We start from the raw sequence: 11,705 nt of genomic DNA, 5'->3' as shown, positions 1-11,705 counted from the left end.
CGTACGCGACGCAGCCGTCGCCACGCTACGACGCGCGTCGTGTCGGCAGAACCGGCGCGCCGCGCGCGAGTGCTACCACCTGCAGATTGTAAGCGAGGAGCGCGCCGGCTGAAACCGTCGGCGGCGGCGGCGCCTGGGAAAGTCGCGCTCGACGGCGCCACCCAGAGCGATGGCCGGGCGCGGGCGCGCTGCCAGTGGTAAAAGGCAGAGTTCGACGATGCAGCTTGTCGACCATTGGCCAGCGAGCTAATGAGCAAGACACCCAGAGCGGGCTCGCGTTCGCGCTGCATCGCTCGCCTGTCCGCGCGACCGTTGTGGCAACCGATTCAACCGGTTGGCAGAGAATTTGCCCTTGACGGGCGCGCCGTGTGCGGCATAGACTCCGTCGCCTGCCTTTCCTTTCTTCTCCGTTTGCCCCCCTTGCGCAAGTTCATCGCCTTTCTGCTTGCCCTCTTGCTGCCGCTGCAAACGCTGGCCGGGCTGGCCATGCCGTGGCAGATGGCTGCGCCGTCGTCGGGCGCGCAGGTTGGCGCGCACTGCATGGCCGATGCTGTGGCTGCTGCCAGCGACGCGCAGCTCGACGACGCGTCGACCGCGGCCGGCGAAGCGGCGTGCGAGCATTGCGCGATCTGTCACCTGGCGGGCGCCGGCGTGCTGCCCGCGTCGGCGCGAGTTCCGACCGGTGGGCCGCGGCAGTCGGTCCTGGTTGTCCGCGGTGAAGCGCAACCCGCTTCACACCTGCCGGAAGAGCCCAACCCACCGCCTGTCGCCATTCGCTTCTGACAGCGAAGGCTCTTCTCGCCTTTCTCCCGGCCTGATTGCCGCCGGCACTCGCTGCGAGTCGCCCGGTCGGCCAACGGTCGGCTGGTCTGCCACAACTCGGTGACGAAATGAACATGGATATTTTCTCGCGCAGGCTGAGCGCACTTTGCCTGCTGCTCGCTACGGCGCTTGCTTCGGCGCAAGCACCCGACATTCGCTCGGCAGGACTTCCCGGTTCGCGGGTCGACGAACTGCTGGTGCTCGCGCGTCGGCAGAATGCTGATCTGGCGGCCAGCGGCTTCGAGCTCGAGGCGGCCCAGGCGCGCGTGCACTCGGCTGCTGCGCTGCCCGACCCGATCGGCCGGCTCGAACTGCGTGATGTCACCAACCGGGCCGACAATGGCAGCTTTAATCTGTTGCCGGGGCGCGTCGGGAGCACCAGATATACCCTCGCCCAGACGTTTCCCTGGTGGGGCAAGCGCGACCTGAAAAGGCAGGTCGCCGAGGCCGACGCAGCGCAGGCCGAGGCGCGTCGGGCCAGTGCATGGAGCGAACTGGCGGCGAAAGTGAAGACGGGTTTTGCCCAATACTATCTGGCCGGGCACAGCCTGCAGCTCAACGGCGAACTGCTGCGCCTGGCCGAGACGCTCGAACGGCTCGCGCAGGCGCGCTACGCCGGCGGACTCGCAGCGCAGCAGGACGTCATCCGGGCGCAGGTCGAGAAGAGCAACTTGCGCGGCGAACGCCTGCGCCTGGAGAGCGAATCCCGGCAGACGGCGGCGCGCCTGAACGGGCTGCTGCGCCGACCGCCGACAGCACCCTTGGCCGAGGCCCGTGTTCTGCGTCCGCTGCCGTCGGCCGAGCAGCTCGCCGACGGCGCGTTGAGCGCGCGTCTGCTCGCCGCCAATCCGCAGCTTGCCGCGCAGGAGGCGCAGCTCCTGGCGGCCGAGACGAGTGGCGAGCTGGTGCGCAAGAATCGCTATCCGGATGTGACGATCGGCGTTTCGCCGATCCAGGTGGGCAGTCGCGTTGCCGAATGGGAACTGATGTTCGAAGTGAACATTCCGCTTGCGCGGGAAAGTCGCCGGGCGCAGGAAAGCGAAGCGCTGGCCTTGGCTGCTGCCGCGCGCGCGCGCAAGGAGGCGGTGGCCAACCAGGTCGCCGCCGATCTGGCCGAGAACGTCGCGGCACTGGAAGCAGCGCGCCGTCTCGAACAACTGATCGCCAGTGCCTTGCTGCCGCAAGCCGAAATCGCTTTCAAGGCGGCGCTCGCCGGCTACGAGACGGGCCGGCTCGATTTTGCAACCTTGCTCGAAACCCAGCGACAGATCCGGCAGGCCAGACTGGATCGCCTGCGCGCGCAAACCGAGGCGCAGATTCGCCTGGCCGAAATCGAACGCTTGCTCGGGGAGGATCTATGAACAGACAGTTGGTCGTCGGCGGTTTGTTGATCGCGCTCGCCGCGCTTGCCGGCGGCTACCAGTGGGGCAGCCGCAGTGGCGAAGCGAGCGGCGACAAGGAAACTCCCGCAGCGGCGGCGAGCAGCAAGCCGGCGCGCAAGCTGCTCTACTACCGCAATCCGATGGGCTTGCCCGACACCTCGCCGGTGCCCAGGAAGGATTCGATGGGGATGGACTACATCGCGGTTTACGCCGGCGACGAAACGTCGCCGGCAGGCGAAGCCGGCGTTTCGATCAGCAGCGACAAAGTGCAGAAGCTGGGCGTGCGAACCGAGCTTGCCGCCTTGCGCGAGTTGCCGCGCAGCGTGCGCGCGGCTGGCCGCATCGAGGTCGATGAGCGGCGGTTGTACGCTGTTTCGACCCGCTTCGACGGCTGGATCGAAAAACTCCACGTTGCCGCTGGTGGTCAGCCGGTGGTGCGCGGTCAGCCGCTGGCCGAGGTGTACAGCCCCGAACTCGTTTCGGCACAGAAGGAATATCTGCTCGCCGTGCACGGCAAGCAGGCGCTCGCCGAGGCGGGAGCGGAGGCGCAACGCAGCATGCAGCAACTGGCCGAGGCCAGTCTGGCGCGCTTGCGCAACTGGGAGATCTCGGCCGAGCAGATCAGCCGCCTGCGCGCGGGCGGCGAGGCGCAGCGCCTGCTGACGCTGCGCTCGCCGGCGGCGGGGGTGGTCGTCGACAAGAAGGCCGTTGCCGGCATGCGCTTTACCGCCGGCGAGATGCTCTATCAGGTGGCCGACCTGTCCTCCGTCTGGGCCATCGCCGACGTTTTCGAGCAGGACATCGCGCACCTACGCGTCGGCCAACCGGCGACGGTGCGTATCAACGCCTTTCCCGACAAGGTGTTTACCGGGCGGGTCGCCTACATTTACCCGATGCTCAAGGCGGAGACACGCAGCGTGCCGGTACGCGTCGAGTTGGCGAACACGGGCGGTCTGCTCCGGCCGGCGATGTATGCCACGCTCGAACTCTCGGCGAGCAGTTCGGGGCGTGTGCTGACCGTGCCGGTCTCGGCCGTGATCGACAGCGGCGTGCGCCGCATCGTCCTCGTGCAGAGCGGCGAGGGGCGTTTCTCGCCGCGCGTCGTGCGCCTGGGGACACGCGCCGGTGAGCATGTCGAGGTGATCGAAGGGCTGAAGGCGGGCGAGGCGGTCGTCGTCGCAGCGAATTTCCTGATCGACGCGGAAAGCAACCTGCAGGCGGCAATCAGTGGCTTTGGACGAGCCGCTGAAGGCAGCGCGCCGCCGCCATCTGGCAGCGCGCCGCCTGCCGACCATTCCCAGCACGCTGCACCGCCGGCCACCCCGACCGTTCCCGGCGGGCACGCCGGACACAGTGGGCACGCGGCCGGCGGCGGGCACAGCGACCACGCGGGGCACTGACATGCTCAGTACGATCATCGACTGGTCGGCGCGCCACCGTCTGCTGGTGCTGCTGGCGACCGCCTGCGTCGTCCTGGCGGGGATCTTCGCCGTGCTTCGGACGCCGATCGACGCGCTGCCCGATCTCTCCGACGTGCAGGTCATCGTCTACACGGAGTATCCCGGCCAGGCGCCGCAGGTGGTCGAGGATCAGGTCACCTACCCGTTGACGACGGCGCTGCTCGCCGTGCCCAGATCGCGCGTCGTGCGCGGCTTCTCGTTTTTCGGCGCGTCCTTCGTTTACGTCATTTTCGCCGACGGAACGGACATTTACTGGGCGCGTTCGCGCGTCCTCGAAGCGCTCAACGCGGCAGCCGGACGCATGCCGAAAGGCGTCGTGCCGCAGATCGGGCCGGATAGCAGCGGGGTTGGCTGGGTCTATCAATATGCCTTGCTGGCCAGGGACAAGACGCTGGCCGAACTGCGCACGATCCAGGACTGGTACCTGCGCTATCCGCTCAGCAAGGCGGCCGGCGTGGCCGAGGTGGCTTCACTCGGCGGCTTCGTACAAACCTACCAGGTGACGGTCGATCCCGACAAGCTGCGCGCCTACGGCATTCCCTTGATGAAGGTGGCGCAGGTGATCCGCGATTCAAACCGCGATGTCGGCGGTCGCGTTGTCGAGATGGCGGAGACCGAGTACATGGTGCGTGGCAGAGGCTATCTGCGTGGCCGTGAGGATATCGAGCAACTCGCGGTCAAGGCCGCGGGCGGAACGCCGGTGCTCATCCGCGACATTGCGCGCGTCGAACTCGCTCCCGACGAAAGGCGTGGCGTCAGCGAACTGAACGGTGAAGGCGAAGTCGTTTCGGGAATCGTCATGGCGCGCTACGGCGAGAACGCGCTGGCCGTGATCGAGAACGTCAAGGCAAGGATAGGCGAGGCGGCGTCGGGTTTGCCGGCCGGGGTCAGCGTCGACACGGTCTATGACCGCTCGCAGTTGATCGAGCGCGCCATCCGCACGCTGCAGACGACCTTGCTCGAGGAATCGGCGATCGTCGCGCTCGTCTGCATCGCTTTCCTGCTGCACGTCCGCAGTGCGCTGGTCGCCATCCTGATGCTGCCGGTTGGCTTGCTCATTGCCTTCATCGCCATGCGCCTGCTCGGCATGAACTCAAATCTGATGAGCCTGGGCGGCCTGGCCATCGCCATTGGTGCCATGATCGACGCGGCCATCGTCATGATCGAGAACGCGCACAAGCACCTCGAGCGACTGCCGCCGACGGCCGACACGCAGCAGCGGAGCGAGGCGATCATTGCCGCTGGCAAGGAAGTCGGTCCGGCGCTTTTCTTCTCGCTGCTGATCATCACGATTTCCTTCCTTCCCGTCTTCACGCTCGAAGCGCAGGAGGGCCGCCTGTTCGCTCCGCTGGCGTGGACCAAGACCTTCGCCATGGCTGGCGCGGCGTGGCTTTCGCTGACCCTGGTACCGGTCCTGATGTTGCTCTTCATTCGCGGGCAGATTCTGCCCGAGGCGCACAATCCGGTGAACCGCTGGTTGATCTTCGTCTATCGGCCGGTGATTGCCTGGGTTCTGCGGCGCAAGGCGTTCACCGTCGTTCTCGCCGGCGTTGCGCTGGTGCTCAGCTTCTGGCCGGCCGCTCGTCTGGGTTCCGAGTTCATGCCGACGCTCAACGAAGGGACGCTTTTCTACATGCCGACTTCGTTGCCCGGCATGTCGATCACCAAAGCGGCCGAACTCCTGCAGACGCAGAACAAGATCATCAAGCGCTTTCCCGAGGTGGCTTCGGTCTATGGCAAGGCTGGGCGCGCCAACACGGCAACCGATCCGGCGCCGACCGAGATGTTCGAGACGATCATCAACCTCAAACCCGAGAGCGAATGGCGTGCGGGAATGACGATCGACAAGCTGGTCGCCGAGCTCGATCAGGCGCTGCAGTTTCCCGGTGTCGCCAACTCGTGGACGATGCCGATCAAGGCGCGCATCGACATGTTGTCGACCGGCATCCGGACGCCGATCGGCATCAAGGTCTTCGGCAACGACCTGAACGAGCTGGAACGGCTGGCGAAAGCGATCGAGGTCGCCGTCAAACGCGTTCCCGGTACGACCAGTGCCTTCGCCGAGCGGATCACCGGCGGCTATTACCTCGATATCGATCCGCAGCGCGATCAACTCGCGCGCTACGGCCTGGCCGTCGGCGACCTGCTGACGGTAGTCGGCAGCGCGCTGGGCGGCGAAATGCTGACCACCACCGTCGAAGGCCGCGAGCGTTTTGCCGTCACCATGCGCTATCCGCGCGAACTGCGCGGTGATGCCGAAAGCATGGCGCGCGAGGTGCTCGTTCCCACCATGGACGGCGCGATGATTCCGCTCGGGCAACTGGCGCGCGTTGCGATCATCAAGGGTGCACCGGCGATACGCACGGAAAACGCGCTGCTCGCCGCGTACATCTACGTCGACCTGCGCGGCCGCGACATCGGCGGCTACGTTGCCGAGGCGAAGCGCGTAGTCGCCGAACAGGTCAGCTTTCCACCCGGCTACTACCTGACGTGGAGCGGCCAGTTCGAGTATCTCGAGCGGGCAATCGACAAGATGAAGATTGTCGTTCCGGTGACGCTGCTGAGCATCTTCTTCCTGCTCTATTTCAACTTTGGTCGGCTGAGCGAAACCTTCATCGTCATGCTCTCGATTCCCTTTGCCCTGGTTGGCGGCGTCTGGCTGATCTGGCTGCTGGATTACAACCTGAGCGTCGCGGTTGCCGTCGGCTTCATTGCTCTGGCCGGCGTTGCCGCCGAAACCGGTGTCGTCATGCTCATCTATCTCCAGCACGCCTGGGCGGCAGCGCAGCAGGCAGCCGCTGCCGTCGGCCGCCAGCCGCTGCCGGCGGATCTCGCGGCCGCGGTGATGGAAGGCGCGGTCGAACGCGTGCGGCCGAAGATGATGACGGTGGTTGCGATCATGGCCGGCCTGCTGCCGATCATGTGGGGTAGCGGCACCGGGTCGGAAGTGATGCGCCGGATCGCTGCGCCGATGGTCGGCGGCATGCTTTCTTCGACGCTCCTTACGCTGGTCGTCATTCCAGCCCTCTACACGCTCGTCCAGGAGTACCGCCTGCGCCACCGGTGAGTCGCTGTTGCGGCTGACGATCGGGCAAGGCGGGCGGCGCTGGGCGCGGCATGGCCGGCGCTTTCCGGCGCAGCGGTGAGCGCGCCGGGGTCGCTGCACTCCTCGCATCATACATAAAATCATTGAATTGATAACCCACGGGTGGCGCGGCACAGTAGACTAGGGGAAAGATGGACATATTGATTGCCGGGGGCAGCAGGTGAAAATCAGGATGCTTCTATGGAGTGGTTTTGGCGCCATTATCGTCGTCATGACCACGCTCGTTACCTTTGCAATTGTCCAATTCCAGATCATCGAGGGACAGGTCAACGACATCGTGCGCGCCGCGCGCAACGAGTCGTTGGCGCGTGAAATCGCCGAGGGCGTCAACGCCATGCGGCGCTACCAGTTGAATGCCCTGGTGGTTGGCGCCGACGAGCGTGGCAAGGAACTCGAGCGCGTTGCCGCCACTGGCAAGGCGAACAAGCGTTTGGCCGAGGAACTCGAGAAGTCGCAGCGACGTGCCGAAACACGCGAGCTCGCCGGCACGATGCGGGCGCTCAACGCGCGCTACACACAGAGCAACGAGCAGGTCGTCAAGCTCGCCAAGGAAGACGAACTGCTGGCCATGCAGAACCTGATTCAGGGCGAGGCGCGCAGCATACAGCGCGAACTCTCCGCCGCAAGCGAGCGCTTCATCGGACTGCAGCAGGAAAGCAAGGCGCGGGAGGAGAAGGAAGCCGCCACCGCGCACGCGCTCGCTGAAAACCTGATGTCTGCGCTCTTGCTGCTGGCGATCGTCCTCGCCGTCGGCATTGCGATTGTCGTCACCCGGCGAATCGCCCGGCAACTCGGTGGCGAGCCGGAGGACGTGCGCCAGTTCGTCCAGCGGATTGCCAGCGGCGATCTGCGGCAGGACCTGCAGTTGCGAGCGAACGATACGCAGAGCCTGATGGCGCATCAGCAGCACATGCAGACCCAGCTGCGCACGCTGTTGCAGGACATCACAGCGACCGTCGAGCGTACCGAGCGCGCGGCGCAAACGCTGGCCAGTTCGGCCCAGCAGGCGGCGGCGGCGTCAGGAACGACGAGCGAGTCGGCGACCTCGATGGCCGCGGTCGTCGAGCAGATGTCGGTCAGTATCACTCAGGTTGCAGAAAGCGCACGTGACGCCTTGAAGACAGCCAGCGAGGCGGCCAGGTTGTCCGACAGCGGTGGCGGGGTCATCGAAGAAGCGACGAGCGAAATCAACCGGATTGCCGATACCGTGCGGCGGACCTCCAGGGCGATCAGCGTTCTCGACGAAAGCTCGGCGAAGATCTCGACGGTTGTTCAGGTGATCAAGGAAGTAGCCGATCAGACCAACCTGCTGGCCCTCAACGCGGCGATCGAGGCGGCCCGCGCTGGCGAGTCGGGCCGCGGCTTCGCCGTCGTCGCCGACGAAGTGCGCAAGCTTGCCGAGCGCACGGGTAAAGCGACCAGCGAGATCAACGCGATGGTCGTGCAGATCCAGGACGAGACGCGCAACTCGCTCACTTCGATGGAGACCGCTGTGCACCAGGTCGATCGCGGCGTCGAGTTGGCTGGTGCGGCGGGCGCGGCAATTCGCAGCATTCGCGGCAGTGTCGACCAGGTGCTTGCCGTCGTGAACGAGATCGACAGCGCCATCGAGGAACAATCGATCGCCAGTCAGCAGATCGCTCAGCGCGTCGAGCAGGTGGCCCAGGCGTCGGAGGAGAACAACGTGGCGGCGAAGGGAACGGCCGGCGCTGCACTGACGCTGAGTGATCTGGCTGCCGGCTTGCGCGGGACGGTCGCTCAGTTCCGAACCTGAGCGCGCAGCGGATGCTGATCGACGTGCGGCGGGAAAGCGAGCAGCCGAGCGCCGGACGGCCCTTGGCGCAGCGCGGGCCGGTGCGCGCTGACAGACCGTTCGTGCAGTCTGTCAGGCGACGCCTGTCCGTTTAGCCGCCGTAGTTCATTTCGGCAAAGCGCCAGTTGGCCAGCTTGGCCAGGAAGGTCTCGACGAATTTCGGCCGCAGGTTGCGGTAATCAATGTAGTAGGCGTGTTCCCAGACGTCGATGCAGAGCAGCGCCTTGTCGCTAGTGGTCAAGGGTGTTCCGGCCGCACCCATATTGACGATGTCGACCGATCCGTCGGGTTTTCTCACCAGCCAAGTCCAGGCTGAACCGAAGTTGCCGACAGCCGAGGCCTGGAACGCCTTGGCGAACTCGGCGAAACTGCCCCATTTGGCGTCGATCGCCGCCGCCAGCGCACCGCTCGGAGCGCCACCGCCGGTCGGGCTCAGGCAGTTCCAGAAGAACGTGTGGTTCCAGATCTGCGCGGCGTTGTTGTAGATGCCGCCGGCCGGCGCCTTGGTGACAATCGCTTCCAGCTCGAGCGCTTCGTATTCGGTCCCCTTGATCAGGTTGTTGAGATTGGTGACATAGGCCTGATGGTGCTTGCCATGGTGGAATTCAAGCGTCTCCTGCGACATGTGCGGGGCGAGCGCATCGATGGCAAAGGGAAGTTGCGGCAACAGATGTTCCATTTGACGTTCTCCGTGAGGGTCATTCGTTATTCGGCAAAGCGGCTGGTGCAAGAACACAAGACAGGTAGGCCATCGGGCAGCCGGACAGCGTTTGGCGCAGGGCATAGGCGACCAGGCCGGCGTATGTTAACCCGCCGCGGCTCTCGCCAGGCGGCGGGATTCTAGTCGGGGTGGCAACTGCTGGCAATGGTCCGTCCATCAGGCGCTTGGCCGTCGTCGTGCTGTAGCGCCAGCACGCGGGCTGCGAAGCGTCCTTGCCCGAGGAAGACAGCGACGCGCTGCTTAGGTTCCAAGGTCTTGCTGTCGCGCACCAGGCGCCCCTGCTCGTCGGCGACCATGGCATAGCCGCGCGCGAGGACCGCCGTCGGGTTCAGGTGGGCGAGTCCTGCGGCCAGGCGAGCAAGCTGGTTTTGCTTGTCGAGCAGAGTGTTTTGCCGGGCGGCCGCAAGGCGTTCGGCAAGTCTCTCCAGCAGAACGCGCCGGCCGGCGGGATCGGGACGGTTGATCGACAGGCGGCGGCTGCAGTCGGCCAGCTCGCCCGCGGCTTGCGCCAGCGCCTGTCGAATGCCGAGGCGCAAGTCCTTGTCCTGCTGCTGGAGGATCTGGCGTCGACGTGCGATGATTTCTTGCGGGTGCTGCAGGCGCCGGGCAAGCCAGTCGAGCTGCTGACCAAGCCCCTCGATCCGACGGGCCAGCGCGCGCTGCAGGCTTGCCCGCAGGGTCGTCAGGCGGGTGAGTAGCGCGCGTGTTTCGGGAACGGCCAGTTCGGCCGCCGCGGTTGGCGTCGGTGCGCGTCGGTCGGCAGCGAAATCGGCAATCGTAAAGTCGGTTTCATGGCCGATTCCACTGACCACTGGCAGCGGGCAGGAACGGATGGCGCGCGCCACCGCCTCGTCGTTGAACGCCCAGAGGTCTTCCATGCTGCCGCCGCCGCGGCAAACGATCAGCACATCGCACTCGCCGCGCTGACCCGCGGACTCGATTGCGCGAGCGATCAGCGTGGCGGCACCTTCACCCTGTACCGGGCTGGGGTAGAGGACGATACCGACCTGCGGCGCGCGTCGTTCGAGCGTGCTCAACACATCGCGCAGAGCCGCTGCTTGCGGCGAGGTAACGATGCCGACGCGGCGCGGGAAGGCGGGCAGCGGCCGCTTGGCTGCGGGCGAAAACAAACCCTCGCGCTCAAGCTTGTCCCTGAGGCGCAAGAAGCGCTCGAAAAGGCTGCCGGCGCCCGCCTGGCGGGCCGTCTCAACGCTGAGCTGGAAATCGCCGCGTGCTTCGTAGAGCGTGACCAGGACACGCGCCTCGATGTGCTGACCGTTCTCGATTCGCCAGCCAAGGAGCTGCGCCCGGCTGCGGAACATGACGCAGCGGGCCTGGGCCGAACTGTCCTTGAGCGAGAAGTAGACGTGTCCGGACGCGGCGTAGCTGAGATTCGACACTTCACCAGCGACCCAGCAGAGCGGGAAGGCTGCCTCGAGTCGCTCGCGAGCCAGACGATTGAGCAGCGAAATCGGGATGGCCGTGATCGGCTGGGCGAGACTGGCAGCGTCTGGCGGGGTGTCGGACATCGGCCCATTGTACACCGGCTGGCGCGAGCTTCATTGTCGATCCGGCAGGCTTCGCTGCCGGCCCTTGCCCGATCTTTGAGCAGAGCGCAGAACAAGCTTGTGGAATCGCTACTTAGGTGATTCACCAACAGCCTGAGCGAGCGTTTGTCCACAACTTCCCGGGATAGCCTGGCCGTCTGGCCGACCGCGCGGGACTTGCTGCCGGCGCTGACGCAGGCTAAAGTGCTGCGTTTGCTGACATCCTCTGGGGAAAACCGTGTTTGCCATCGTACAGGCTGCTGGCTGGCCGATCTGGCCTTTGCTGTTGGCGTCGGTGATTGCCGTTGCCTTGATCATTGAGCGCTCGCTGGCCTTGCGGCGCGCCAAGGTGGTTCCCGTCGGCCTGCTGCAGAGGGTGGTCGCGGAATATAAGAAAAACGGCGCGAGCATGGCGATGGCCGACGAACTCGACGCGCATTCGCCGCTCGGCCGCGTGCTCGCCGCGGGTTTGCGCAATGTCGGCAGTTCGCGCGACATCATGCGCGACGCCATCGAGGAGGTGGGCAGTGTCGTTGCGCACGATTTGCAGCGTTACCTGACGACACTCGGTACGATCGCTTCGATCAGCCCATTGATGGGCCTGTTCGGCACGGTCGTCGGCATGATCGAGATCTTCGGCTCGCAGGCGCCGAGCGGGAGCAACCCCATCCAGTTGGCGCATGGAATCTCGGTCGCTCTGTACAACACTGGTTTTGGTTTGCTGATCGCCATTCCGAGCATGATCTTCTGGCGCCATTTCCGCGCGCTGATCGACGGTTTTATCATCGAGATGCAGCAGCAGGCGGTACGCCTGGTCGAGGTTCTGCACGGCGAACGCTCGTCCTGAGGCCGCC

At 65.6% G+C, this 11,705-nt stretch carries 8 protein-coding genes; 6 read left to right on the top strand and 2 right to left on the bottom strand.

What is annotated here, in order from left to right:
• Nucleotides 1–249 precede the first annotated feature (249 nt).
• The 5 genes from Q1L59_RS08025 to Q1L59_RS08005 all read left to right on the top strand — a co-directional run bounded on the left by Q1L59_RS08025 (nt 250) and on the right by Q1L59_RS08005 (nt 8,544).
• On the top strand, nt 250–783 hold the full coding sequence (locus tag Q1L59_RS08025) for a hypothetical protein (protein ID WP_300330550.1): 534 nt from the start codon (nt 250–252) through the stop codon (nt 781–783).
• Between the two features lie 113 nt (nt 784–896).
• Nucleotides 897–2,183, top strand: coding sequence for a TolC family protein (locus Q1L59_RS08020; protein WP_300330548.1), 1,287 nt, complete (start codon nt 897–899; stop codon nt 2,181–2,183).
• Nucleotides 2,180–3,604: an efflux RND transporter periplasmic adaptor subunit gene (locus Q1L59_RS08015; protein ID WP_300330545.1), complete on the top strand. Its 1,425-nt coding sequence runs from the start codon at nt 2,180–2,182 to the stop codon at nt 3,602–3,604. Before Q1L59_RS08020 ends, Q1L59_RS08015 begins: the two co-directional genes overlap by 4 nt.
• Before the next feature lies 1 nt (nt 3,605).
• Nucleotides 3,606–6,731: a CusA/CzcA family heavy metal efflux RND transporter gene (locus Q1L59_RS08010; protein ID WP_300330541.1), complete on the top strand. Its 3,126-nt coding sequence runs from the start codon at nt 3,606–3,608 to the stop codon at nt 6,729–6,731.
• A 211-nt stretch (nt 6,732–6,942) separates the two neighbouring features.
• Nucleotides 6,943–8,544: a methyl-accepting chemotaxis protein gene (locus Q1L59_RS08005; protein ID WP_300330538.1), complete on the top strand. Its 1,602-nt coding sequence runs from the start codon at nt 6,943–6,945 to the stop codon at nt 8,542–8,544.
• A gap of 130 nt (nt 8,545–8,674) precedes the next feature.
• On the opposite strand, the gene Q1L59_RS08000 is transcribed toward Q1L59_RS08005, so the two are convergent.
• Nucleotides 8,675–9,262, bottom strand: coding sequence for a Fe-Mn family superoxide dismutase (locus tag Q1L59_RS08000; RefSeq protein WP_300330535.1), 588 nt, complete (start codon nt 9,260–9,262; stop codon nt 8,675–8,677).
• A 161-nt stretch (nt 9,263–9,423) separates the two neighbouring features.
• On the bottom strand, nt 9,424–10,833 hold the full coding sequence (gene xseA / locus Q1L59_RS07995; protein ID WP_300330532.1) for an exodeoxyribonuclease VII large subunit: 1,410 nt from the start codon (nt 10,831–10,833) through the stop codon (nt 9,424–9,426).
• A 256-nt stretch (nt 10,834–11,089) separates the two neighbouring features.
• Between xseA and Q1L59_RS07990 the strand changes: the two genes are divergently transcribed.
• A complete protein-coding gene (locus Q1L59_RS07990; protein ID WP_300330529.1) occupies nt 11,090–11,698 on the top strand; it encodes a MotA/TolQ/ExbB proton channel family protein in 609 nt (202 codons plus the stop codon).
• Nucleotides 11,699–11,705: the final 7 nt, after the last annotated feature.

It is taken from the genome of Accumulibacter sp. (genome assembly GCF_029255125.1).
Classification (GTDB): domain Bacteria; phylum Pseudomonadota; class Gammaproteobacteria; order Burkholderiales; family Rhodocyclaceae; genus Accumulibacter.
The sequence above is the reverse complement of the archived record's forward strand: the minus strand, read 5'-3'. Positions and strand labels throughout refer to the sequence as shown.

Coding starts and splice junctions, on each gene's coding strand:
- Q1L59_RS08025 (WP_300330550.1), top strand. CDS start 250: ATGAGCAAGACACCCAGAGCGGGCTCGCGTTCGCGCTGCATCGCTCGC.
- Q1L59_RS08020 (WP_300330548.1), top strand. CDS start 897: ATGGATATTTTCTCGCGCAGGCTGAGCGCACTTTGCCTGCTGCTCGCT.
- Q1L59_RS08015 (WP_300330545.1), top strand. CDS start 2,180: ATGAACAGACAGTTGGTCGTCGGCGGTTTGTTGATCGCGCTCGCCGCG.
- Q1L59_RS08010 (WP_300330541.1), top strand. CDS start 3,606: ATGCTCAGTACGATCATCGACTGGTCGGCGCGCCACCGTCTGCTGGTG.
- Q1L59_RS08005 (WP_300330538.1), top strand. CDS start 6,943: ATGCTTCTATGGAGTGGTTTTGGCGCCATTATCGTCGTCATGACCACG.
- Q1L59_RS08000 (WP_300330535.1), bottom strand. CDS start 9,262: ATGGAACATCTGTTGCCGCAACTTCCCTTTGCCATCGATGCGCTCGCC.
- xseA (WP_300330532.1), bottom strand. CDS start 10,833: ATGTCCGACACCCCGCCAGACGCTGCCAGTCTCGCCCAGCCGATCACG.